27 protein-coding genes are annotated in these 24,267 nt (G+C 53.2%); 19 read left to right on the top strand and 8 right to left on the bottom strand.

Translation table 11 applies throughout. The annotated features are described in order from the left end of the window. Window positions 1-33: 33 nt before the first annotated feature. From ABD851_RS07605 to ABD851_RS07595, 3 genes are read left to right on the top strand one after another with little or no spacing between them, the layout of a single operon-like run. The gene (locus ABD851_RS07605; protein ID WP_344977850.1) at window positions 34-210 is read left to right on the top strand and encodes a hypothetical protein; all 177 of its coding nucleotides are present in this window, start codon (window positions 34-36) and stop codon (window positions 208-210) included. Continuing rightward, entirely contained in the window at window positions 200-661 is a 462-nt protein-coding gene (locus ABD851_RS07600) for a helix-turn-helix domain-containing protein (protein WP_344977848.1), read from the top strand. The genes ABD851_RS07605 and ABD851_RS07600 overlap by 11 nt, the downstream gene beginning before the upstream one ends. 1 nt (window position 662) lies before the next feature. Then, complete coding sequence (locus ABD851_RS07595; RefSeq protein ID WP_344977846.1) at window positions 663-1,154, top strand: hypothetical protein; 492 nt, start codon at window positions 663-665, stop codon at window positions 1,152-1,154. 104 nt (window positions 1,155-1,258) lie between these two features. Here ABD851_RS07595 and ABD851_RS07590 read toward each other — a convergent pair whose 3' ends face one another. From ABD851_RS07590 to ABD851_RS07575, 4 genes are all read right to left on the bottom strand, one after another. Next, window positions 1,259-1,666, bottom strand: coding sequence for a GNAT family N-acetyltransferase (locus ABD851_RS07590; protein ID WP_344977844.1), 408 nt, complete (start codon window positions 1,664-1,666; stop codon window positions 1,259-1,261). A gap of 215 nt (window positions 1,667-1,881) precedes the next feature. Next, window positions 1,882-3,180, bottom strand: coding sequence for a radical SAM family protein (locus tag ABD851_RS07585; RefSeq protein WP_344977843.1), 1,299 nt, complete (start codon window positions 3,178-3,180; stop codon window positions 1,882-1,884). A gap of 37 nt (window positions 3,181-3,217) precedes the next feature. Beyond that, entirely contained in the window at window positions 3,218-3,847 is a 630-nt protein-coding gene (locus tag ABD851_RS07580) for a hypothetical protein (protein ID WP_344977841.1), read from the bottom strand. 63 nt (window positions 3,848-3,910) lie between these two features. After that, window positions 3,911-4,948: an agmatinase family protein gene (locus tag ABD851_RS07575; protein WP_344977839.1), complete on the bottom strand. Its 1,038-nt coding sequence runs from the start codon at window positions 4,946-4,948 to the stop codon at window positions 3,911-3,913. 115 nt (window positions 4,949-5,063) lie between these two features. On the opposite strand from ABD851_RS07575, the gene ABD851_RS07570 reads away from it, so the two are divergent. The 8 genes from ABD851_RS07570 (at window position 5,064) to ABD851_RS07535 (ending at window position 12,656) form a co-directional block, all read left to right on the top strand. Then, window positions 5,064-5,477, top strand: a complete 414-nt coding sequence (locus ABD851_RS07570) for a cytochrome c maturation protein CcmE domain-containing protein (protein ID WP_344977837.1) — start codon at window positions 5,064-5,066, stop codon at window positions 5,475-5,477. A 98-nt stretch (window positions 5,478-5,575) separates the two neighbouring features. Next, window positions 5,576-8,029 carry a cytochrome c biogenesis protein CcsA gene (gene ccsA, locus ABD851_RS07565; RefSeq protein ID WP_344977835.1) on the top strand — a complete coding sequence of 818 codons (2,454 nt, stop codon included), beginning with the start codon at window positions 5,576-5,578 and terminating at the stop codon, window positions 8,027-8,029. An 81-nt stretch (window positions 8,030-8,110) separates the two neighbouring features. After that, a complete protein-coding gene (locus ABD851_RS07560; protein ID WP_344977833.1) occupies window positions 8,111-8,551 on the top strand; it encodes a rhodanese-like domain-containing protein in 441 nt (146 codons plus the stop codon). A 49-nt stretch (window positions 8,552-8,600) separates the two neighbouring features. After that, window positions 8,601-9,221, top strand: a complete 621-nt coding sequence (locus tag ABD851_RS07555) for a DUF4294 domain-containing protein (RefSeq protein ID WP_344977831.1) — start codon at window positions 8,601-8,603, stop codon at window positions 9,219-9,221. Window positions 9,222-9,319: 98 nt separating this feature from the next. Continuing rightward, window positions 9,320-10,039, top strand: coding sequence for a bacillithiol biosynthesis deacetylase BshB1 (gene bshB1 / locus ABD851_RS07550; RefSeq protein ID WP_344977829.1), 720 nt, complete (start codon window positions 9,320-9,322; stop codon window positions 10,037-10,039). Between the two features lie 172 nt (window positions 10,040-10,211). Continuing rightward, window positions 10,212-11,168: a serine hydrolase gene (locus tag ABD851_RS07545; protein ID WP_344977827.1), complete on the top strand. Its 957-nt coding sequence runs from the start codon at window positions 10,212-10,214 to the stop codon at window positions 11,166-11,168. A 150-nt stretch (window positions 11,169-11,318) separates the two neighbouring features. Beyond that, window positions 11,319-11,873: a peroxiredoxin gene (locus ABD851_RS07540; protein WP_344977825.1), complete on the top strand. Its 555-nt coding sequence runs from the start codon at window positions 11,319-11,321 to the stop codon at window positions 11,871-11,873. Window positions 11,874-12,068: 195 nt separating this feature from the next. Continuing rightward, on the top strand, window positions 12,069-12,656 hold the full coding sequence (locus ABD851_RS07535) for a carboxymuconolactone decarboxylase family protein (RefSeq protein WP_344977823.1): 588 nt from the start codon (window positions 12,069-12,071) through the stop codon (window positions 12,654-12,656). Between the two features lie 7 nt (window positions 12,657-12,663). Here the strand turns inward: ABD851_RS07535 and ABD851_RS07530 are convergent, their stop codons facing one another. Beyond that, window positions 12,664-12,798 (bottom strand): hypothetical protein, encoded by a 135-nt coding sequence (locus ABD851_RS07530; protein WP_344977821.1) that lies wholly within the window; start codon window positions 12,796-12,798, stop codon window positions 12,664-12,666. A 258-nt stretch (window positions 12,799-13,056) separates the two neighbouring features. Between ABD851_RS07530 and rpmB the strand changes: the two genes are divergently transcribed. The 5 genes from rpmB (at window position 13,057) to ABD851_RS07505 (ending at window position 15,790) form a co-directional block, all read left to right on the top strand. Beyond that, window positions 13,057-13,293: a 50S ribosomal protein L28 gene (gene rpmB / locus ABD851_RS07525; protein ID WP_344977819.1), complete on the top strand. Its 237-nt coding sequence runs from the start codon at window positions 13,057-13,059 to the stop codon at window positions 13,291-13,293. Between the two features lie 28 nt (window positions 13,294-13,321). After that, entirely contained in the window at window positions 13,322-13,504 is a 183-nt protein-coding gene (gene rpmG / locus ABD851_RS07520; RefSeq protein ID WP_344977817.1) for a 50S ribosomal protein L33, read from the top strand. 13 nt (window positions 13,505-13,517) lie between these two features. Continuing rightward, window positions 13,518-13,685, top strand: coding sequence for a DUF4295 family protein (locus ABD851_RS07515; protein ID WP_344977815.1), 168 nt, complete (start codon window positions 13,518-13,520; stop codon window positions 13,683-13,685). A gap of 123 nt (window positions 13,686-13,808) precedes the next feature. Next, window positions 13,809-14,777, top strand: a complete 969-nt coding sequence (gene ftsY / locus ABD851_RS07510; protein ID WP_344977813.1) for a signal recognition particle-docking protein FtsY — start codon at window positions 13,809-13,811, stop codon at window positions 14,775-14,777. Between the two features lie 107 nt (window positions 14,778-14,884). After that, window positions 14,885-15,790 (top strand): cupin-like domain-containing protein, encoded by a 906-nt coding sequence (locus tag ABD851_RS07505; protein WP_344977811.1) that lies wholly within the window; start codon window positions 14,885-14,887, stop codon window positions 15,788-15,790. Here ABD851_RS07505 and ABD851_RS07500 read toward each other — a convergent pair. Next, window positions 15,769-15,966, bottom strand: coding sequence for a hypothetical protein (locus ABD851_RS07500; RefSeq protein WP_344977809.1), 198 nt, complete (start codon window positions 15,964-15,966; stop codon window positions 15,769-15,771). The genes ABD851_RS07505 and ABD851_RS07500 overlap by 22 nt on opposite strands. Before the next feature lie 263 nt (window positions 15,967-16,229). On the opposite strand from ABD851_RS07500, the gene rimO reads away from it, so the two are divergent. Genes rimO through ABD851_RS07485 form a run of 3 tightly spaced genes read left to right on the top strand, consistent with a single transcriptional unit; the run spans window position 16,230 to window position 20,662 of the window. Then, window positions 16,230-17,549 carry a 30S ribosomal protein S12 methylthiotransferase RimO gene (gene rimO / locus ABD851_RS07495; RefSeq protein ID WP_344977807.1) on the top strand — a complete coding sequence of 440 codons (1,320 nt, stop codon included), beginning with the start codon at window positions 16,230-16,232 and terminating at the stop codon, window positions 17,547-17,549. 13 nt (window positions 17,550-17,562) lie between these two features. Further along, on the top strand, window positions 17,563-19,170 hold the full coding sequence (gene bshC, locus ABD851_RS07490; RefSeq protein ID WP_344977805.1) for a bacillithiol biosynthesis cysteine-adding enzyme BshC: 1,608 nt from the start codon (window positions 17,563-17,565) through the stop codon (window positions 19,168-19,170). Between the two features lie 28 nt (window positions 19,171-19,198). Continuing rightward, entirely contained in the window at window positions 19,199-20,662 is a 1,464-nt protein-coding gene (locus ABD851_RS07485; protein WP_344977803.1) for a glycoside hydrolase family 130 protein, read from the top strand. Window position 20,663: 1 nt separating this feature from the next. Here the strand turns inward: ABD851_RS07485 and ABD851_RS07480 are convergent, their stop codons facing one another. Together ABD851_RS07480 and ABD851_RS07475 are read right to left on the bottom strand one after the other, a co-directional pair. After that, window positions 20,664-21,674, bottom strand: a complete 1,011-nt coding sequence (locus tag ABD851_RS07480) for a glycosyltransferase family 4 protein (RefSeq protein ID WP_344977801.1) — start codon at window positions 21,672-21,674, stop codon at window positions 20,664-20,666. Beyond that, window positions 21,671-23,962: a glycosyltransferase family 4 protein gene (locus ABD851_RS07475; protein WP_344977799.1), complete on the bottom strand. Its 2,292-nt coding sequence runs from the start codon at window positions 23,960-23,962 to the stop codon at window positions 21,671-21,673. The genes ABD851_RS07480 and ABD851_RS07475 overlap by 4 nt, the downstream gene beginning before the upstream one ends. Window positions 23,963-24,267: the final 305 nt, after the last annotated feature.

Genomic DNA, 24,267 nt, shown 5'->3' with positions numbered 1-24,267 from the left:
GAAATCAATGACAAATGCAAAGATGTTACAGCAATGAAATTTTTCAAGGGACAGGAAAATGATAGAATTTATTGTAAAGAAGTCCATAGTGCTGAAGGTACATTTATTGTTGTAGCTGCTATACTTTATGAAAAGAAAAAAACTCAAGAATTAAATCAGGAGCAAATTAACCTGGTTGAAAAAGTTGGAGGATTTAATTATGAAATTTAAAGACAAACATAGTATTGCTCCAGAGTTTGAAGATCTTTTTTCTTTTAAAAACAAAGAAGAAGAATTAGAACATGAGGCAAAAATGATTATGTTTCGCTTTTTAAGTGAATTGGAAAAATTGAATCCTGAAAAGCCAATTAAAAAAAAGGAATTGGCAAAAGCTATTGATACTTCTGCAAGTTATGTAACACAGTTATATCAAGGGGATAAACTGATTAACCTATTAACCTTAGCTAAAATACAAGATGCTTATAATTTAAGTTTTGAAATCAAGGCCAAGCATAACGCCGAAAACTACAAAGAGGAAGTAGAGCAGAATTATCAAAGTTTTGCTCCTCAAACTAATTGGACTGATAAAAACGGTTATTGGGTTTGCATAGATAAAAACCCTGACTACAAAAGCGAAGATATAGAACCATTAAAAAATCATCCTGCTTTAAAAGTAGCATAGAATGGAAGCTCAATTATCACCGTTAGTTTTATTAGATTTTGCTATCATAAATAGCATTTTTAAGTTTATTGCCCCACCTGAAAATGTTGAGGTGCAAAAACTGGTTAGTGAATATTTAATTGACATTGATTTTGCAATAATTCAAGAAGAAGACGGTGCTCGAGTATTTGTAAAATCAGCAATTAACCAGGGTGAGACTGAATCTCCTGGTTATTCAATCTTTGCAGAAGGGGTAGCGATTTTAGAGTTATCTAAAACTGCAACTTTAACAGAAAAAGACAGGAAAGCATTACTTCAATATTCTGCTGTATCAATTGCATTAAACAGCCTGAGAGGTTTTATTTCTTCTCTAACTGCTAACGCGCCTTTTGGAAAATATATTTTACCATCTATTGATGTAAATAATTTATTTCAACAAAAAGCTAAAGCTGGTCAAAACCTACCCCAAAACAAAAGAGGGAGTAAAAGAAGCTCCCGCTCTACCAATTCATAATAACAGCTTGTGCAGCGATGCTATCCCACAAAGCGATACTCCCCTTGCAAAATAGTAACTCAATTCTGTCTCTGATTTATCGTTAATAATTGTAAAGGCCCCTTTCAATTCAGATTTTCCACCTCATCCAGGTAGTAGCAGTATTCATGATGGGTCATGCCGATCCTGGGATAGTAATGGATGGCAGCAGGAGCAGCCAGTAAGATCAGCTTGGCCTGGGGCGCCGCCAACTTGGTATGCCGGATCAGCTCCCGGCCGACGCCGCGTCGCTGGTAAGCCTGGTCGACAGCGAGGTCGGAAAGATAGGTGCAGTAGGAAAAGTCGGTCAGCGCACGGGATACGCCGACTAACATTTCATGCTCGCGTGCGGTAACGATCAGATTGGCATGTTCGAGCATCCGCTGCAGCCGTTCCGGATCGTCAACAGGTCTTCTTTCTCCCAGGGTGGACCGGATCAGGACATCCCTGAATTCCTCGACGCTTAGGTCGTTCTCAATTTTATATTCGATCATCTGTATACAGATTGTGTGCGTGAATAATGAAGCTTCGCCTTTTTTAAAACCTTTCCCCTCCTTTAAAAAGACCCCGGGCCGAATCCGGGATAATGTTTGGACCCGATGTCATTCAGGTCCGGGATGATGTCCGGACATGTCTTCTCCGCTTAACGACGAACTCCCGGAGATCAGCTCGGGTAACCCATGAAGTTCGAATAAGTCTTCCCGCTTCCTCAATGGGCGAAATCCTTCGTGTAGTCGCCGCGGATCCTTTCCATAGGCGGATTATAATAGCCGAATTTCAGCTGGGGAAACTCCTCGCGTATCAGCCGCAGCAGCTGCTCCACACCCAGGCATTCACCGGTGTCGGCGACGTTGATGCGACCGAGGTACCAGTCCGGGTCGATGTTGAAGTTACGCCACTGGATCATGTTCAGACCGGTGCTGCGGATCAGCTTGCGCAGGGCTTCGTACTCGGCAACGCGGTCGGTCATACCGGGGAATACAAAGTAGTTGATAGCGCTCCAGCCTCCGTGCTTCCTGACCACGCGCAGGCTTTCTACGATGTCTTCAAACCGGTAGTTGTTGGGCCGGTAATAGGGTGTATATACGGCTTCGAGGACGCTGTTGGTGCTGACGCGGATGCTATCAAGCCCGGCCTGCATCAGCTTTTCCACCGCATCCGGACGGCTGCCGTTGGTGTTGATGTTGATGCTGCCCCGCGAGGTATGTTTCCTGATCTCCAGGATGGCCTCCCGGATGGTCTCCCACATCAGCAGGGGCTCGCCCTCGCAACCCTGTCCGAAGCTGACGATCGGGTAAGGCGCCGTTTCCAGATGGGGAACGGTATATTCCACGATCTCTTCTGCGGTAGGACGGAAGCTGAGCCGGTCCTGGGTGGAGACGATGTTTTCTTCTTCCGGCTGGAACGAAATACAGCCGATGCAGTTGGCATTGCAGGCCGGCGATGAGGGAATGGGGCATTCCCAGCGGCCCAGGAAGAAGTTGCGCGCGGCGGGACATTCATAGGTGAGGGCGCAGTTTTCTCCCAGGTGCTTTACCAGGCGGTTGTGCGGATAAGTCTGCAGCAGCTGCGCCACCCCCGTCTGTACTTTTTGGGCGTCGAACCCGCCGCATTCCTGACGGATATCCTGTTCGATCCGGCAGGCCGGTACCACAAAGCCGTCGCCGTACCACCCCGCCGCCGTATAGCAGAACAGAGGAAGGGTAGGGGCATCGGGCAGGGTTTCGTAGGCAGACAGAAAAAAGCCGCTGTGCGCCGGCGGAAGGAAAGCTGCGACGGCCCAGCCTTTTTCGCAAAGCCGCATCTCGCCGCTGCGGACATCCACGCCGATGCCGCGGCGACCCGGCAGCTCGTAGAGCTGGCCGCCCTCCGGCAGCGGTATCCACTGGTTGTCCGGCACAGGCAGGGCATCCCAGCCGCTGCGGCCGGTGGCATACAGGCTGCGGTCTTCGAAAATGTTACCCTGCCCGTCTGAGTATAACAGATATGGTGAATGTCTTAAGTTCAAGCGTCAGTCATTTAAAGTCAGTAACCGGCTCCATTCCTTATCTGCCGGAATCTTTCTCCGGCCGGGGTGGAGCGCCTGTCCGGGAGGCGGCAAATCCGTTCAGCTCATCCTGCTGCTCCCCGCTGTAATTTGTCCGTGTCATCAGCTGCACCACCCGGTTGTTTTTAAAATCGAGGGTCAGCACATCATCCCGCAAAATTACGCGATTCAGCCGGTTCCAGCGCAATAGCTCATCCCGGAAAAGACGGGGGAACCAGACGCCTTCTTCCGCAAGCCGGATGATAAAAGGACGCTTCCACCGGTTCTCCAGCAGGGCCACCAGCAGGGAAAACAGCGCCACCGCCAGCATACAGGCGGCGATGGCCGGATGTCCACGCTGCCATAATCCCACGCCGTAAACAAAAAATACCAAGGCCGCCAGCAGCCGGATCAGCACGCCGGCCATATGGGCGCCCTTCAGCCAGCGGAAGGCCAGCAGCGCATAAGCCATTTCTCCGACGCCCAGCACAAACACCAGCCAGGGAACGGCGCTTTCGCTCTTCAGCGCGTGCCATTCGCTGAAAATGTTGAGCAGCAGAAAACCGGTGAAGAGGTGCAGCACCATAATGCTGAGACGCCGGTTTTTGAAATACGGGTTCACGGTTTCGATGGGGTAGTCGCTGGTCATGGGGCCGGTAGAGGTTAAGGGTAAAAGGTAACAGGTGAAAGGTGAAAGGTTAAGGTACAAACCTCAAACCTCTTTCACCAGCAGGTTGCACAGTTTAAACAGTACCCGCGCGCCCACATTGGCATCCCATTCTTCCGGGGCGAAGCCTACTTCCACCAGGTCCGCACCGATGAGCCGGCGGCCGCTTTCCTGCATCCTTTTTAACAGGTAAAAGACCTGGTCGGTATCCAGCCCGCCGGGTACGGGGGTGCCGGTATGGGGACAAAGCCGCGGGTCCAGCCCGTCGATGTCAAAGCTCAGGTACACCTTTTCCGGCAGGGCCGCAATGATCTTATCACAGATGCTTTTCCAGCTGTCTCCTTCGTAAAGCCGCTCCTTGATATCCCGGTCGAAAAACAGCTTCACCCGCTCTCCTTCGTTTTCGGCTACCTGCAGCTCTTCTTCACAGAAGTCCCGGATGCCTACCGACACCAGCTTCTTCAGGGCGGGCACTTCCTTCAGCGCGTTGTACATGATGGAGGCATGCGAATACCGGAAATCTTCATAAGCTTCCCGGAGATCACAGTGCGCATCGATATGGAGGATGCCGAACGAGCCCTCCTTCTCCGCAATGGCCTTATAATAACCCAGGGGCGTGCTGTGGTCGCCGCCCAGCAGGACAACCTGCTTACCCTGGTCCAGGAGGGCCCTGGTCTGTTCGTATACCCACTGGTTAAGCTTTTCGGACCCCTCGTTGATCTTCTGCAGGTTATTTTTCAGAAAAGCGTTTTCCCCGGGATTGCCGTCCTCCAGCAGACAGTGGACATACAGCTCGGCCTGCTTTCGCATGACATCGCTGTTCAGCAGGATGTTCTTATCCGGATGACGCATAAAAAAGCCCTTTTTCCATCCGTCTTTCGCATCCGCATCGTAAAGATCAACCTGCATGGAGGCGGTGAAGATCTTTTCCGGCGCCCTCGCCGTGCCCGCCGCATAGGAGACGGTGACCTCCCAGGGTACCGGCAGGATCACCACACGGGCGTCTTCCTCTCCGAAGGGCAGCCCGAAAATATTCTGATGGCTGGAGGCGGGCGCGTTCGGATCGAAATGAGTCAGGTCCATACTTCTTTTTGAGCTGCAAAGATAACCTATCGCGGCTTTTATCATTTCATTAACATTTTTGTCGCTTTTAACCTCCTTTTTGTGTTAATTTTGCATGGGAAAGCAGCATGCTATAATGAAAAAGTCCAATATTATATTACTCGTCGTCATCGCCGTCGCCATCGGGGTTATCATCAGCCTGGTGGGAGATTTCAGCACTTACGAAACCTTTTCTACGGCAAAGGAAAATCCGGACAGGGTATTCCAGGTGATCGGGGAGCTGGAAAAGAGCAGGCCCATGGAATATAATCCGCAAAAGGATGCCAACCTGTTCAGCTTCTATGTGAAGGATAAAACCGGCCAGGTGCAGCAGGTGATCTTTACCGGGACCAAACCCACGGATTTTGAAAAGTCCGAACGGATCGTGCTCACCGGGCGTATGGGCGAGGATCAGCAGTTTCATTGTTCCAAGATCCTGATGAAATGCCCGTCCAAATACAAGCAGGACCAGGTGGCGGTCGGAAAGGAGAGCCAGCAGGCCCAGCTCTGAGGCGGAAGCTCCGCTTACATTATTTCACTTTTTAAAATCGTTGATGTCCGCGTCTGTCCCTGACAGGATAGCGCCGGACAGCGGCACGGAACGGCGGCATGGAAACAAAGTATATCGGAGAACACCTTTTACCGGGGCAATTGGGTCATTTCTTTGTTTTGCTGGCTTTTACAGCCTCCATGGTGGCCACGGTAGCCTATTTTGCCGCTACCCGCGCCAAAGAAGAGACGCAGATACGGTCCTGGAAAAGGCTGGCCCGCACTTCTTTCTTTATCCAGCTGGGCGCCGTCTTTGCCGTCTTTGCCACCATCTATTATCTTTTTGTCAGCCACCGTTACGAATACTTTTACGTATTTGAACATACCAACCAGCAGCTGCCGGCGAAGTATCTCCTGTCTGCCTTCTGGGAAGGGCAGGAGGGGAGCTTCCTGCTCTGGAGCATCTGGCACTGCATTCTGGGTACGGTGCTGATCTGTACGGACAAAAAATGGGAAGCGCCGGTGATGGGCGTAGTCTCCTTTGCGCAGGTCTGCCTGGCCTCCATGCTGCTCGGCATTTACTTTTTCGGGTACAAGGTGGGCAGCGACCCGTTTATCCTGTTCCGGCACGCTAACCCCAACATGCCGCTGTTCGGACGAAGCGATTATGTGAGTCATCTTACCAACGGAAACGGGCTGAACCCCCTGCTGCAGAATTACTGGATGGTGATCCACCCGCCGGTATTGTTCTGCGGCTTTGCCTCTACCATCATTCCGTTTGCCTACGCCTTTGCGGGACTCTGGCAGAAAGATTTCGGGGGTTGGGTGAAGGCTGCCCTGCCCTGGGCGCTTTTCTCCGCCATGATCCTCGGCACCGGCATCATGATGGGGGCCGCCTGGGCTTACGAGTCGCTGACCTTTGGCGGCTACTGGGCCTGGGACCCCGTGGAAAACGCCTCCCTGGTGCCCTGGCTGACCCTGGTGGCGGGTATCCATACCCTGCTGATCTATAAGCACTCCGGTCACTCGTTGCGGTCCACCTTTTTCTTTTTCTTCATCACCTTTATACTGATCCTGTATTCTACCTTCCTCACCCGCAGCGGCATCCTGGGCGATACTTCGGTGCATGCCTTCACCGACCTGGGTATGAGCGGGCAGCTGTTGGTATACATGGCCCTCTTTACCCTGCCGGCCATCTGGCTTTTTATCCGTTATTACAAAAAGATACCGGCCATCCAACGGGAGGAAGCGACCCATTCCCGGGAGTTCTGGATGTTTATCGGATCGCTGGTGCTGTTTCTCTCCGCCCTGTTCATCACCTTTACCACGTCTATCCCGGTATGGAACAAGCTTTTCGGTCTCGACATGGCGCCGCCGGTGGACCAGAAGTTTCATTACAACAAGATACAGGTGTTCGTAGGCGTGCTGATCGCCCTCGGTACGGCCATGGTGCAATACCTGAAGTATAAATCCACACCCCGTCAATATTTTCTCCGCAAGATAGGCGTGCCGACCGTTGTAGCCGCGGTGCTGGCAACCCTCCTGGCCTTTTTCGGCGGCATCAACTACCGGGCGCACGGCATCGGCTTTCTGATCGCGCTGTACCTGCTGCTGTATGCCACTGTATATGCCGTTGTGGCCAATGCCGCCTATATTTCGGTAGCGCTGAAAGGCAAAATGAAAGCCGCCGGCGCCTCGGTGGCTCATGTCGGCTTTGGTCTCATGCTCCTGGGGATCCTGATCTCCTCCTCGCGGCAGCAGACCATTTCGCTGGACCAGCTGGGCGTGCTGGAGGGTTATTTCGGCAAAGGTAGCCCTGAAGAGCATACGTCGAGGGAGAATATCTACCTGCCCCGGAATACGCCCATGCACATGGCGGATTACCGGGTTACCTACCAGGGCGATTCCACTGCAGCAGGGGATCCCAAGACCTATTATAAGGTATGGTATGAAAAGCTGAGTGATTCGGACAGGGTGGCCGAGGCCTTTCACCTGTATCCCGATGCCTTTATCAACCCGAAGGGGCAGGAGGGGCTGATTCCCAACCCGGATTCCAAGCATTACTGGAACCGCGATATCTTTACCTACGTTACGGCCGTGCACCCGTCGGAGCAGAAAGATACGGCGCAGTACGTCATGCACGATGTGCAGCCGGGGGATACCATCTTTTTCTCCAACGGATATATGCTGCTCGAGCGGATCAATACCCGTCCCGAGTCTCCGAAATATCATCCGGAGCCCGGCGATATGGCCATCGGCGCCGATCTGAAGGTATATACGCAGCAGGATGAGACCTTTACGGCGATGCCGATTTATTACCTGCGGGATTCGAGCTACCAGTACAGCATTGCCGATACCATCCCGCAGCTGTCGCTGTACGTCAAGTTCCAGCAAATACTTCCCCAGGAGAGAAAGATCCGTTTGGCGGTGAAACAATCCGATACCGTTTCGGACGATTATATCGTGCTGAAGGCTTATGTTTTCCCTTATATCAACGTGCTCTGGCTGGGTATCCTGACCATGATCGCCGGATTTCTGATGTGTATCCGTCAGCGGGTGCGGCAAAGAAAATAGCCCGGCGTGTTTTGCATGCGTCTATGGTCCTTTGGTCCGAAAAGCGGCGGGAATGCCCTCCAGGTAACTAAAAATCAAGCTATGAAAAGATTTTTTTTCGCCTGTTTCCTGATCGTTGCCGGGTATACCGCCCGTTCCCAGTCGGCGTCCCCGGTCCCCTGGACGCAGGCCCAGCTGGTGGAGCCTTCTGTGCTGGCAGCGCAGCTGCAGCTGCCCATATCGCAACGTCCGGTGGTCATCGATGTCGGACCTGCAGGGGTTATATCCGGCGCCCGGGTGGCGGGACCTGCAGGCGAAAAAGAAGGTCTCGGCCGGCTAAAGAAGATGCTGGCTGATCTGCCGCGTGAAAAGCCGGTGATCATCTACTGCGGTTGTTGTCCTTTTGAACACTGCCCCAACGTGCGGCCGGCCTTCCAGACCCTTCTTTCCATGGGTTTCCGGAATCCCCGCCTGCTCAACCTGCCGCGTAACCTCAAGGCCGACTGGATAGACCGGGGCTTTCCGCTGGCACCGGAGGAGTAAAAAGTGAATTCGTATCTTTATATCCGTCTCTCATTTGCGAAAAGGATTTATGGCGAGGTTGTTTGTCACGATCATTTTGCTGGGTTGTTTTTGCATGGCTTTTGAGCCGGCAGAGGCGCAGCGGGCCGCCACCGATAGCATACCGGTAAGTGTGATTGTGGAGGGCGGGGATTCCATGCTGGCGGCCACGCTGCCGGGTGTGCTGATCTTCGACCGCCTCCCCCGCCGCTGGCGCCAACGGCAACGGGAATGGAGCCGTCTGCGCAATGCCGTATACGTTACCTACCCCTACGCCAAAGCCGCGGCGAGCGTGCTGAAGGATGTAGATACCCACCTGGCCACCATACACGGTAAAAAGGAGCGCAGGGCTTATCTGAAGGAAAAGGAGAAAGAGCTGAAAGCACAGTTCGGTAGCAAGCTGGAAGACCTTTCGGTCTACCAGGGAAAAGTGCTGATCAAGCTCATCTACCGGGAAACCGGGGATAACTGCTATAATCTTATCCGGGAGCTGAAAGGCGGCTTCTCGGCGCGGGTCTGGCAGACGGTGGCTTTTTTCTTCGGCAGCAATCTCAAGACGCCTTACGACCGGCAGCAGGACTCCGATATCGAGAACATCGTCCGGGAGATGCAGACCGATCCCTACTTTTATTACTTCGGGAGATATAATTAGTTTTGATTTGGAGATTTGATGATTTGGAGATTTGATGATTTACTTTGTGCTCAATGTTTTTTATTTGTCTCATACCCCTAAAAAACGAATATTAACGGATGAAATTAGATATTCTCGCCATCGCCGCCCACCCGGACGATGTAGAGCTGGGCTGCTCGGGAACGCTGATGGTCCATGCGGCTCAGGGCATGAAGGTAGGGGTGGCCGATCTTACCGAAGGAGAGCTGGGGACCCGCGGTACCGCCGATACCCGGAGGGAAGAGGCTGCCGAGGCGGCCCGTGTGATGGGCCTGGCCGTAAGGGAAAATATCGGTCTGCCTGACGGTTTTTTCCGGAACGACCGGGAACACCAGCTGGCCGTTATCCGGATGATCCGTAAATACCGGCCGGATATTATCCTTGCCAATGCTACGGAAGACCGGCATCCGGACCACGGGCGGGCAGCGCGGCTGATCACCGACAGCTGCTTCCTCTCCGGTCTCATCAAGGTGGAGACCAGCCTGGACGGGCAGCCCCAGGAAGCCTGGCGCCCCAAACAGGTTTTCCACTTTATCCAGGACCGCTATTTGTCTCCCGACTTTATCGTTGATATCTCCACCGTTATGCCGCGGAAAGAAGAAGCCATCCGCTGTTTCAAAACCCAGTTCCTCGTGAAGCAGGACGAGACATTGCAGACCTATATCTCCAGTCCCGTATTTTTTGAAAGCGTGGTGAACCGGGCCAAAATGCTGGGGAAGATGATCGGCGTGGCTTACGGCGAAGGATTTACCACCCCGGGAACGCCCGGTATCCGCAGCTTCAGGGACCTGATTGTTTGAAATTTTTGATTTGAGGTCTCTGGTCTCGATGCACGCTTCGCGTTTCCGGTTCGGCCGCTATGAAGCAAAGTTCGGTAATGCCGCTTACAACGGGTTCAATCCTCTTATCGGTGCTGTACATTTTGACGATGAAGGGAATCATCAAATCATCACATCATCAAATCCTCAACCCATGTACTCCTCCATCTCCATCCGCCGGGCCGCAGGACTGCTGACGGCCTTTTTGTTTTTCCTGCCCGCACTCCCCGCCCTGTCCCAGCATCTCCGCACCGATAAACGGCTGCAGCAGCAGCTTCAGGAGTGGATAAGCGATTTCCACGGCACCGCGGGTATCTATGTGCATAACCTCCGGACAGGACGGATGGCTGCGGTCAATGCCGATACGGTATTCCCCACGGCCAGCATCATAAAAGTGCCCATCCTCGTCGGTATTTTTGACCAGATCCGGCAGGGCAAGCTAAAATATCACCAGCCGCTGCTCTACCGGGACTCCCTCTCACGCGGCGGATCAGGGGTAATGGGTTTTTTCAAGGACAGCACAAAGACCGACCTCAGCACAGCGGTAAGCCTGATGATCGGGTACAGCGACAATACGGCTGCGCTTTGGTGCCAGGGCCTGGCTGGAGGAGGAACCGTTATCAACCAATGGCTGGCGGCGCATGGCTTCGTGCACACACGGGTGAACTCCCGTACGCCGGGCCGCGATTCGGCCTGGCGGCAATATGGGTGGGGGCAGACCTCCCCCCGGGAAATGGCCACCCTCTTCACCCTCATCCGGGAGGGGAAGGCCGTAAGTCCTGCCGCCTCGGAACGTATGTACCGGCTGATGACCCATATTTACTGGGACGAGTATGCGCTGTCGGCCATTCCGCCCTATATTCAGACCGCCTCAAAGCAGGGCATGGTCGACGCCTCCCGCTCGGAAGGCGTGCTGGTGAACGCCCCGCACGGGGATTATGTATTCTACATCGCCACCAAGAACAACCGCGACCAAAGCTGGAAACCGGATAATGAAGCCTGGCAGCTGGCGCGGAAGGTAGCCGCTTACCTGTGGCATTACTACGAGCCCCGCAGCACCTGGCAACCCGCTTCCGGCAGCGATGCCTACCGGGAAGATGCGGGCGACTGACCCGCCCCGGTCCTGTGACGGATTTACAAAATAGATAATACTGATAGGATGAGTAAAACAATCTATTTTGTTTATGGGAAACGGATACGATCTTTGCGGCGTCAAATGAAAAAATGCTTCGTAGTATCGTAAACGTTAAAACAGGAAAAAATGAAAAATGCGATTTTGTCCGTAGGGTCGGTCTTCCCTGATTTCAAAAAAAATGCAGTGGTATCGACCGAAAAGGGCAAAGAATTTTATGAAATTACCTCCGAAGAGCTGAAAAATTCAGGCAAGTGGACCGTATTGTTCTGGTGGCCGAAGGATTTCACCTTTGTATGTCCTACCGAGATTGCCGAATTCAACCGCCACAATGACGACTTTTCTGACCGCGATGCCATCCTGATCGGCGCTTCCACAGACAGCGAATATGTGCACCTGGCCTGGCGCAAGCATCACGAGGACCTGAAAGACCTGCGTTTCCCCATGCTGGCAGATACTTCCAAATCGCTGGCCGAGGAACTGGGTATCCTGGAAAGCAGTGAAAAAATAGCTTATCGCACCACCTTTATCATTGACCCGCAGGGCATTGTACGCTGGGTGTCCGTATATGACCTGAACGTAGGCCGAAATGTAAAAGAGGTGCTGCGCGTCCTGGATGCGCTGCAGACCGACGAGCTCTGCCCCTGCAACTGGCAGAAAGGCGAAGCCACCCTGCAGAATTAAGAGGGTTTCTGGTTTGAAAATCAGCAGTCTAAGGTTTAAAGTTTAAGGTCTAAAGTTGACCTGCCGGCAAAAGAACCTTAGACTTTAGACCTTGAACTTTAGACTTCATTCACGGGCAACGGAAGATACCGATAATACGATACCTGAGGAAAAAGACCATTAGCCGTTGTCCGTGAATTTTTTAAAAAAAGATATATGTTTTCAACATCGCAAAGCGAAACAGCATTTAACCTGCTTACGGAAGTAGGCCTGCATGCGGATGAGCTGAGGGGCAGCCTTAAATTGCTGTCGGATACGGAGTCCCGCTATATCCGTGACCTGAAGATCAATGTTTCCAATACGCTGGGCAGCGAAAACCTGAGCCGGAAGGAAGCCTACCTGATCGGCGTGGCCGTGGCGGTGAACGAGCGGAATGCCGTGCTAAAGAACGCTTTTGAATCGCTGGCCCAGGACAACGGCGCCACCCAGGCGGAAATCGCGGAAGCCATTGCCTGCACCTCCCTGCTGAATGCCAACAATGTACTCTACCGCTTCCGGCATTTTACCGAAAAGGAAAGCTATGAAAGCCTGCCCGCCGGTATCAAGATGAATATCATGGGGAATCCCGTGCTGGGAAAGGAATTTTTTGAGCTGCTGAGTCTGGTGATTTCCGCTTTAAACGGATGCGCCCGCTGTGTAAAGGCCCACGAGGAAGGACTGGTGAAGCAAGGCACTGCTCCCCAGCGCATCTGGGACGCAGTACGCCTCGGCTCCGTGCTGAAAAGCCTCGTAGTGCTGCTATAGGCCGGTTTCAGATAAACAGATCCCGGGTGGCATCAAACTCTTCCTCCTTCATCCAGCGGCTGCGCAGCAGGTAAAGTAGCGCAAAGCCGGCCACACCTATGCCCAGTACTGCCGATCCGATCCATATAAAAATCGCGGTCATGGTCTTTGTTTATCGGTGGACTGATAGAATGACTGTTCAAATTTACAAATAATTACCGGGCCAGCCTCTTTCCTTAAAGTGTTCTTAATCAAGAGTTAATATCTTCAGCCCTGGTTTCTCCTTCCCGGGCCGGGATACTTTTGAAAAGACAGAAAAAGTATGCCAAACGCTGCACGGGAAAAGCAATTAAAAACCAGTTAATTATTTGTTTTTTTCCTAAATTAATCCGACATTTGCACTCCCAAAACCGTTGAAGTTATGGCAAGAGTATGTCAGGTTACCGGAAAGAAGCCCATCACGGGTCATCATGTTTCTTTCTCCAACATCAAAACCAAGCGCAGGTTTTTACCGAATCTGCAGAAGAAGCGTTTTTTCCTCGCGGAAGAAGACCGCTGGATCAGCCTGAAGGTTTCTGCCGACGGCATCCGTACGATCAATAAGAAGGGACTGTACGAGGTCGTAAAGGAACTGCGTGCCGCCGGTCAAAAAATCTGAATTCCAAAAGTTAAAATAAAAGCGGATCATGGCAAAGAAAGGCAACCGGGTACAGGTTATCCTCGAATGTACGGAACACAAGGCTTCCGGACAACCGGGCACCTCCCGTTATATTACCAATAAAAACAAGAAAAACACTCCGGAGCGCCTGGAGCTGAAAAAGTACAATCCTATCCTGAAAAAGGTGACGGTACATAAGGAAATTAAGTAAAAAACTACCTATCATGGCCAAACAAGCAAAAACGGCGATCAAGAAAGATCAAAAGGGCGGCGCCGAAGCCAAGAACTGGACCAAGGTAATCCGGGCGGTACGTTCCCCGAAAACGGGCGCTTATACCTTTAAGGAATCGATCGTCCATAAGGAAAAGATCAAGGATTATATGAAATCCTGAGCGCGGACGAAAAAGCACATCCTTTTGTGCCCTGAAGTAACTACGTCCGTAATGCTCCCGATAATGATATTAAAAGCCATTGCGCTCCGGCGTAATGGCTTTTCCGGTTTAATATTTTAAGCGATGGGTATTTTCAAAAAACTCTTCACCCGGGAGAAAAAGCAAAGCCTGGATGAAGGACTCCAAAAGACCAAGGAAAACTTCCTGGGTAAGATCGGAAGGGCCCTGGCCGGAAAGTCTACCGTGGACGAAGAGGTGCTGGATAACCTGGAAGAAGCCCTGATCTCCGCCGATGTGGGCGTGGATACCACGGTAAAGCTCATCGGCCGCATCGAACAAAGGGTGGCCGATGATAAATATCTGAACACGGCGGAGCTGAATACCATCCTGCAGCAGGAAATAGCCGCCCTGCTCACCGATGCGGATTCGGAGGATTACCGCGACTTTGAAACGCCTGCAGATAAAAAGCCCTATGTGGTGCTTGTAGTAGGCGTCAACGGCGTGGGCAAAACCACTACCATCGGCAAGCTGGCCTATAATTTTAAAAAAGCCGGGAAATCGGTGGTGTTGGGCGCTGCAGATACCTTTCGCGCAGCGGCAGTGGACCAGCTTACGGTATGGAGCGAACGTACGGGCGTGCCCATTGTAAAGCAGGCCATGGGTTCGGATCCCGGCGCAGTGGCTTATGATGCCGTGCGGCAGGGCGTGGCTACCGGCGCCGATGTGGTGCTGATCGATACGGCGGGCCGCCTGCACAATAAGATTCACCTGATGGACGAGCTGGGAAAAATCCGGCGGGTGATCAAAAAGGTACTTCCCGACGCCCCCCATGAGGTGCTGCTGGTGCTGGACGGCTCCACCGGCCAGAATGCCCTGGAGCAGGCCCGGCAGTTTACCGCCGCCACCGAAGTTACCGCCATAGCGGTCACCAAGCTGGATGGTACGGCCAAAGGTGGCGTAGTGCTCGCCGTGGCCAACCAGTTCGGCATACCCGTCAAGTATATCGGTATCGGAGAGAAGATGGAAGACCTCCAGGTTTTTAACAAATTCGAGTTTGTGGATTCCCTGTTCAGCCTGGACCCTTCCGCATAAATGCCTCCGTTACATTTTCCGGTTCCATATCTGCACAATTCCTATATTTGCAGGTCATTTTCCACATGACGGACCTGTAACCGAAAGCCTGATAAAAAAGCTGATGTATGCTGGTGCAACCCATTGACCGGGTGGAAAACATATCCCCCCAAGCCTTCCGGGATAACTATCTGAAGCCGCGCAAGCCGGTGGTCATCACCGGTCTCTCCCACGATTGGCCTGCCTTTACCCAATGGACCTGGGATTATTTTATCTCCCTGGTCGGAAAGGAAAAGGTGGGACTTTATAACAACAGCCGTGCGGACGCCAATACCCCGGTAAACGGCTACGACGAGGAAATGCTTTTCGGCGATTACCTGGAGATGGTTAAAAAGGGACCGGTAGCGCTACGTATCTTTCTTTTTAACATCTTTAAATATGCGCCACAGCTGGTGTCGGACTTTACCTGGCCCGATCACCTCCTAAAAGGTCTTCTGAAGAAATTTCCCATGCTGTTCGTAGGCGGAGCAGGTTCCGTGGCCCATATGCACTATGATATAGACCTGTCGCACATCATGCATACGCAATTTGTGGGCAGAAAACGCGTGCTGCTGCTTGAAAATGCGCAGTCGCCCATGATCTACAAGATGCCCCTGACGGTGGAAAGCGCCGCCAGCTTCGTGAACTGGGAAAACGGCCTCGATGAGGAACACTTTCCTGCATTGAAATATGCCCGGGGCTATACCACCGTACTGGAACATGGCGACACCATGTTCATGCCGGCAGGCTACTGGCACCATATGCAGTACATGGACAGCGGCTTTGCCATGAGCCTGCGCGCCCTTGACGAAACGCTGGCCGGCAAGCTGCGCGGCTTTTATCATATCGCGCCCATGCGTCTCATGAATAATCTGCTGATCAGAACGCGTCCCCGCTGGTGGTATAACTATAAAAGAAAAGCAGCCCACGAGAATGCGGAGAAAGCGATGAAGCGATTCGCCGGAAAACCGGATTACCAGGAAGATAAAATGTAGGAGCGGCGCTGACAGTGCGAGCAGCGGTAACGCCTGATGGGCAGCCAGCCCAGCAGAAACTTGACCAGCCAGCCCCGCGGAACGCGCTCATCAAGCTTCCCCGTCCTGCACCGCTTGCACCTGCGATAAACCTTGGTACTGTCTGCTGTTAGCCAGGACAGATCATGGTTGCTCATACCCTTGTATTTCCCGGTTAAAGACAAGCTGTCCATAACGTATAGGATTAAGGTGAAGAAAAAAGATTACTGCTATTCCTGTTTGATGTATCCGTGCTCGGGGTAAAGGGAAATGGAGATTCCTTTCCAAAAGTAAATAAAAAACGAATTTTCCGCAGTTATTATTTTGTGAATTTACAAGTGATTGACACCCAATATGACAGGGCCGGCAATGTTATTCCCCGAAATCGTCCTACCTTTGCTTCCCCCAAGCTAAAGAAGCGGTGAAGACAAAAAAAATACATCCGGATAAGGTCAATATCATTACCCTGGGCTGCTCCAAGAATATGGTAGACAGCGAAGTGCTGAGCGGACAGCTGCAGGCAAATGATCTGAACGTGGTGCATGAAAACACCGCTGCGGATCACAACATCGTGGTAGTGAATACCTGCGGATTCATTGACAAAGCCAAGGAAGAATCGGTAAATACGATTCTGGAACAGATAGAGCTCAAGCAACAGGGACGGCTGGACAAGGTGTACGTTACGGGTTGCCTCAGCGCCCGCTACCGCGATGAGCTGGTAAAGGAAATCCCGGAGGTGGACGATTGGTTCAATACCCTGGAGCTGCCGTTGCTGCTGAAGCGCCTGAATGCCGATTATAAGGCCGACCTGGTGGGAGAGCGCCTGCTCAGTACGCCGGCTCATTATGCCTATCTGAAAATATCGGAAGGATGCAACCGCACCTGCGCCTTCTGCGCAATCCCGCTGATGCGGGGCGGGCACGTTTCCAAGCCGGTGGAGGAGGTAGTTGCCGAAGCGGAGAAGCTGGTCAGCATGGGCGTGAAGGAAATTATGCTCATCGCGCAGGAACTGACCTATTACGGCCTGGACATCTATAAAAAAAGAAGCCTGGACCGCCTGCTGCATGCCCTGGCGGAAGTGCCGGGCCTTACCTGGATACGTCTCCATTACGCCTATCCCTCGCGCTTCCCGCTGGAAGTGCTGGATGTCATGAAAGCGCATGACAACATCTGCAAGTATCTGGATATGCCGCTGCAGCATGCTGCCGATCCTGTGCTGAAGGCCATGCGCCGGCAGATCACCCGCCGCGAAATGGAAACGCTGATCGGTAACATCCGGGAAAAGATACCCGATATCTGTCTGCGTACCACGCTCATCGCCGGTTTCCCGGGTGAAACACGCGAAGATGTGGAAGTACTTAAACAATTTCTGGTCGATATGCGTTTTGACAGGGTAGGTGTATTTACCTATTCCCACGAAGAGGATACTGCGGCGTATGCGCTCAGGGATGATGTGCCCGCCGCGGAAAAAGAAAAACGCGCGCAGGAGATCATGGAAGTGCAGCAGGAGATCTCCTATGAAAAGAACCGGGAAAAGATCGGCCGTACTTTCCCGGTGCTGATCGACAAGATGGAGGCGGGACGTTATATCGGCCGCACGTCCCACGATTCGCCGGAAGTAGATAACGAGGTGATCATCAGCGGAGAGCGGCCGCTGCCTGTAGGAGAATTTGTCAATGTAAAGATTACCGGCGCATACGATTACGATCTGGAAGGAGAGGTGATAACCGCAGACCTATAACAGCATACGAGATATGGATTGTCAGCTTGATTTTATCGATTATCACGATACCGGTTATTTTTCCTCGCTGATCACCGCTTACCTGAATGACGCTTCCCCGCTTCGTCCCTTTTATCAGTACAGTCCCGTCGACATCGACTTCGACAGGATCATAACAGACAGAACCGCCTTCCCCGTAGACCGTTCCCTGCTGGTGCGGGAGCTGCAGCAGCAGTATGCTGAGCTGGATGTTCCTGATGCCGTAAAAGATAATATCCGGCGGCTGGAACACAACGATACCTTTACGGTCTGCACGGCGCACCAGCCGAATATCTTTACCGGTTATCTTTACTTTATTTACAAGATAGTTCAGGCGATCAGGCTGGCAGAGCAGCTGAAGGAGCGATACCCCGGCCGTTATTTTGTGCCGGTGTATTACATGGGCAGCGAAGACAACGATCTCGAGGAGCTGAACGTAATCCGGCTGGAAGGGCAGACGCTCCGCTGGGAGACTGACCAGCAGGGCGCAGTAGGCCGTATGCGCACCGAAGGGCTGGAGCCGTTGATCGCCGCGGCGGAGCAACGGATAGGCATAAACGAACATACTGCAGAAATAGTAGATCTTCTCCGGGAAGCCTACCTCGGGCAACCGGATATACAGTCCGCCACCCGGTATCTGGTGAACGCCCTGTTTGGCAGGTACGGGCTGGTGGTAGTGGTAGCGGATACGCCCGGATTCAAGCAGGCCATCCGGAAAGTGCTGGAAGAAGAGCTTTTTAGCCACTCTTCCTACCCCGTGGTGCAGGATACCATCGGCCGGCTTTCCGCTCATTATCATGCCCAGGCTCATCCGCGCGAGATCAATCTTTTTTATCTCCGGGATCAGCTTCGCGAAAGGATCGTAAAAGAGGACGGGCATTGGCAGGTGCTGCATACCGATATCCGCTTTACGCGGGAAGCGTTGATGGCCGAGCTGGATACTCATCCCGAACGGTTCAGTCCCAATGTGATCCTGCGCGGCATTCTGCAGGAAAGCATCCTGCCGGACGTTGCCTTTATCGGGGGCGGCGGGGAAATTGCTTACTGGCTGGAGCTGAAATCGCTTTTTGAGCATCATGGCGTGTTCTATCCCCTGCTGCTGCTGCGCAATTCCGTGCTGTGGGTAGATGAAAAATCGCAGCAGGGTCTGGAAAAGCTGGGCCTGCCGGCGCGGGCGCTTTTCCGGGATACCGAGGCGCTGATTGCGGATTTTGTAAAAAAGCATACCCGGCACGATCTGACCTTAAAAACGGAATACGACGAACTGGAACGGCTGTACGCCGCATTGAAGGAAAAGTCGCGCAACATCGATCCTACCCTTGCGGCATCGGTAGGGGCGGCTGCGAAGAAGGCGCTTTGCGGCATCGGCAAGATAGAGCATAAGCTCCTGCGGGCGGAAAAAAAGAAATTCGAATGGCAGATAGCGCTGATCCGGAAAATAAAGGCCGGCTTGTTTCCCGGCAACAGCCTGCAGGAACGTACAGATAATTTTTTACCTTATTATGCAATATATGGTTCCGTTTTTGTGGATATGCTGTACGAGAGTCTTGATCCGCTTTCCCGAAAGCTGACGATTATCCGGCCCGGAGAAGACGGCATATAGCGGAATAGCTTTAAATCCCTATAAACCCATGCAACTTACTGTAACGCGTAAGACGGCGAGGGCTGACCCGGATTCTGCGCGGGTAATAGCCAGGTTTTTTCTGCTCGAACCCAACCGTACCCGTTCCATCATCCAGCAGGTGCTGGACCTGCCTGATGAAGCTGTGGCCCATCAGTTCAGCCAGGTGCTGCGGGAGTTTTCAGGACGGCACCGCAACATCACCCGTATTTTTGAAAAACACTGCGGCCGCGCCAGGGGAAGCTTTGCGGAGCTGGGCGTGGACTATGCCAGCGTGGATATCCGCCGGCGCCTGCTGATCGGCTCGTACTTTACCCTCGAATATTCGGTAGAATCGTCGGCCTTCTTCAATCCTTCTATGGTTAAAGATATTGACCAGACGGCGCTTGAGGAAGGACAATGCCGGGTGATCCTTAGCTTCAGGGCCGTAGGAGAAGGGCATATCTCCTCCATCGTCTTCCGCCGCGCCATCATCGACGCGCAGCACAACATACACCTGCATAAAACCACCCATTACATCGACGAGCCCGAAATCTACCGGGATACCCTGTACGACAAAAGCACCTTTTTTCACAAGGCCTCTTCCATACACCTGCCCCGCGAGATACATCAGCAGATTACGGAGGCGCTGCCGGAAGAGTTTGAATACGAAGCGCTGAAAAAGCAGATCAGGACCTTACAGGAGCAGCATAATGATGATCTTACGCTGAAGGACAGCCTGGAGCGGGTATTATGGCTGGCCAACTCCCACTACGAGATGCATTTCTCGCTGGATACCGACATTTCTGACCGGGTGATCTTTCCTTATTCGGAAGCCGAGAAAAAAGGCATCGAGGACGCCCGTTTTGTGCGGTTTACCGACGACGACGGCGAAGTGGCTTACTATGCTACCTATACCGCCTATGACGGGGTAGCCATACAGCCCGAGCTTATGGAGACCCGCGATTTTTATCACTTCAAGACCATGCCGTTGTACGGTTATGGCGCACAGAACAAAAACCTCGCGCTTTTCCCCCGGAAGATCAACGGCAAATATGCCATGCTGTCCCGCATTGACGGCATCAACAACTACATCATGTATTCGGATAATATCAACGTCTGGGAGCAGCCCATCCGGATACAGGAGCCGGTATCGCCTTGGGAGTTCGTACAGGTGGGCAACTGCGGCTCTCCCATCGAGACAGAGCACGGATGGTTGCTGATCACCCACGGTGTGGGACCCATGCGCCGGTACTGTCTCGGCGCCGCGTTGCTGCGGCTGGATGATCCTTCGGTGGAGATCGGCCGGCTGAAGGAGCCGCTGCTGACTCCTTCGGAGGCGGAGCGTGAAGGGTATGTGCCCAATGTGGTATATTCCTGCGGCTCCATGCTGCACAACGGCGAGCTCATCATCCCGTACGGCATGTCAGACTATGCCTCCACCTTTGCGACCATCCCCCTGGAGCGGCTTATCCGGGCGATATTGCAGGGGTGAGCTACCGACCCAATATCTGTTCGTATACCGCCAGGTAATCCCGGACCATACGTTCGCGGCTGAACTGTGCGCTGGCCCAATGATGGCAGGCTTCCCGGCTGAGGCCGGCAAGATCGGGTACCCGCTCCACGGCAGCCTCCAGCGTCGGCACCAGGAATCCCGTTTCCCCGTCCCGGATCAGCTCTGGCATGGCTCCTTCCGGAAAAGCCAGCACCGGCGTTCCGCACATCATGGCCTCGGCTACGCTCAGCCCGAAAGGTTCGGCAAAATGGATCAGGTGTACGAGGGCATGGGCATTGCGCAGCAGCTCCTTTCGTTTTACAGGATCCGCAGGCCCCAGGTAAACGATCTGTTCGTTATCCACGCAGGGTTTTATCTTTTCTTCGAAATACCGCTGATCCTGAACAAAACCGGCAATCAGCAGCTGACGCCCGGAGCGGCGTGCCAGCGCTATGGCATCCCAGGTACCTTTGTCCGGGTGGATACGTCCCATGAACAGCAGATATTCTCCGCCGGCGGCGCCGAAGGGAAAGTCCTCCGTGCGCAGACCGTGATATACGGTGGCGGTATAGTTTAGCTCGGGATGCCGGTCGGCGTTGCTGACCGATACATAATGCGTGTGATCGTTATATCTCTTGTATACCGGGATGATCCGCGGCGAGGAAAACCCATGAATGGTGGTAAGCATTGGGATGGGGATCAGCCGTGAATAGGTGAGGGGCAGAAAGTCGAAATGGTTATGTATAATATCAAAACGTTCCGCCTGCTCCATCAGATAACTGATATGCATACACTCCGATACCTTAGCGTCGCTGTTTTTATCTTCCTCATAACCTGCGGGAACCACGGCGCAAAGCTCTCCCGCTGTCTGCGAATCGGCGGTGGCAAACAGACTCACTTCGGCCCCCGCTTCGTGAAGGCCTTCGGCAATGTTAGAAGCGATCTGTTCCCAGGGGCCGTAGTGCCGGGGCGGAGTACGCCAGGCGACGGGGCTCAGTACGGCTATCTTCACAGGAGCACCTCCTTTTGCTGTAAGGCGGAATGATACGGCTGACCCGTTCCCGATTCCAGGGCATTGCGTACCGTAAGGCCGGATATCCAGTAGGCCAGCGTGCTTTCGGCCCCCTGGTTGCGGTTGATGCCCTGCTCCTGCAGGCCGTCGCAGCACCCATGGGTCTCATGATCGTATAAAGGGATATGCAGCTCGTTTTCTCCGAGGAACCAGGCATGGCAGTCGTACATTTTGCCCAGGTACGCTGTTTTTCCGGTCGTCTGATAGGCCCGTTCGTACAGCAATACCATGGCCATGGTCTCTATGGCCTGCTGGTCGAAGAGCGGGATATCCCCTCCGCGGAGGTACCAGCCGTTGTTGCCGACGGGAGCGAAGCAGCCGTTGCGGAAGCAGATTTTCTCGAGGAAATGAAGCGTAGCGAGCGCCGTCTGCTTCATTGCAGCATCAGCGGTGATCTCATAAGCGTGTAGCAGCGCAAGCGGCAGGATGCCGTTATCATAAATCATTCTGTCTTCAAACCATTGCCAGCCGTCTGCGGCATGCGCATGATAGGCATTCATGAGCTTGCCGGCGAGACGGGAAAGATGACCGATCATGCCTTCGTCTGTGGGGAAAGAAGCCAGGTAATGGCTGATACCGATGATTGTATTGGATATGCCGCGCAGATGTTGCAGGTTGGAGAAATGGGGAATCGTGCGCCGGAATATTTCCAGGCCGAACTCCCGGTAGGCGCTGTTGGGGGCATAGCGGATCAGGTAACCCAGCGCCCATACCGCGCGGCCGAAGGCGTCTTCCGAACCGATCTCCTCGGTATATTCCCGGTTAAACAGCAGGAAATTCCGGAACAGGCCGTCATCCCGCTGCATATAGTGGACAAAGCCCAGGTACACGGGAAGCAGCTTCAGGGCCTCATGGCTTTTATGATGGCGGAAAGCCATGAGCGCCAGGATCAGCGCCCGCGCATTATCATCCAGGCAATAGCCCTCTTTGAGGTTGGGGATCCCGAATTTCGCGTGCTGGAGAATGCCGGTATCATCGGTCAGCCGCAGCACATGGGCCAGGCTGAAGGGGGGCAGCCCTTCTTTGAAAGCGCCTTCGGCAAGCAGGGGCGTTTCCTCCCCGACGGGCGACAGCATCTGCTCCTCCAGGATATGCCGGAACAATTGCAGGTATTGTTTGCCGATACGGGACCAGCCCAGCTTTTTCCCGTACTCCAGCGCTTTTTTCTGCAGTCCTTCCAGCCGGGAAGGCGTATCCAGCAGCATGTTGACCTCTGCGGCCAGCTGCCGGTGGTCTTTAAAGTTAAAAAGCATGCCCCGCCCGTCTGCCAGCAGCTCCGTAGCATGCCAGTAAGGCGTGGAAAGCACGGCAGCTCCTGCCCCTACGGCATAGGACAGCGTGCCGCTGGTGATCTGGGCCTCGTTCAGGTAGGGCGTGATGTAAATATCGATGGAGGACAGGTAGTAGGCCAGCTGCGCCTCGGTAACAAAGCGGTTGATAAAGAATACATGCTTTTCCATGCCCAGCTCGGCGATCAGCTGTTTCAGATACTCCCGGTATTCTTCCCCGGAAGAGCGGACAACGCCGGGATGGGTATTGCCCAGCACCAGATAAACCACCTCGGGATGCCGGTCCACGATCTCGGGAAGGGCCCTGATGACCGTTTCAACGCCTTTGTTACGGTTCAGCAGTCCGAAGGTAAAAAGTATCCGCCGCCCCTTGTACGGCTGCAGCAGGTCTTCCCCCTCAGGGAGCTCCTGCGGCCGCATATCCGGCACCCCGTGCTCGATCAGATGGATCTTCTCTGCCGGCACTTCATATATATTATCGAGGAAGGTAACCGCCTTACGGCTCATGATCACCACCCCGGATGCACGTTTGGCAATTTCACGGATCACCATTTTTTGCAGGAAGGACGGCGATTTTAATACGGTATGAAAGGTAACCACAAAAGGTATCTTCAGGCGGCTCAGCAGCGAGAGGATATATACGCCGCTTTCGCCTCCGAAAATACCAAACTCATGTTCCAGTACGCAGATGCCGGCGCCGCTGGTGTTGATGAAGTCGGCCGCCCGGTAATAGTCCTCCCTTATTTCCTGCCGGATCACAAAACCCACTCCATGGGGATACGCATAGTTGCTGCCGGGATCATTCATGGCAATGATGGTGGCCGTATCCTGAGGCGTGTCTGCCTGCACATGGAGACCGATGGCCCGTACCAGGTTTTGGGTAAACGTGGCAATCCCGCATTCCCGGGGAGGAAATGATGCGATATAGGCTATCTTCATGGTACAGTATTAAAAGAGCTTAGGAAAGATGGTAGTTGACTTATTGTTTTATATTAACAAAATCTTTGCCAAAAGGATTAAATGGCAAAAAGTGACAATTTGTCTCCTCCGGCGACGGGGCTTTTACCGGACAGGCAGCCCCGGTGCCCGAGGACGGTATTTTCTCTCATACGGCGACGTCTTCCTTTTCCACAATTGTTGATAAAATTCCACTGCGGGGTGGGTGGCATTTATTATTTTACAGGGCATACGGGTTCTCTTCTGCAGCCCGCAGAGCGGGACACAGACCGGAAGCCGGTCCTGCC

It is taken from the genome of Compostibacter hankyongensis (genome assembly GCF_039541075.1).
In the GTDB taxonomy this organism is placed as follows: domain Bacteria; phylum Bacteroidota; class Bacteroidia; order Chitinophagales; family Chitinophagaceae; genus Compostibacter; species Compostibacter hankyongensis.
This window is presented reverse-complemented; position numbering and strand designations above follow the sequence as displayed.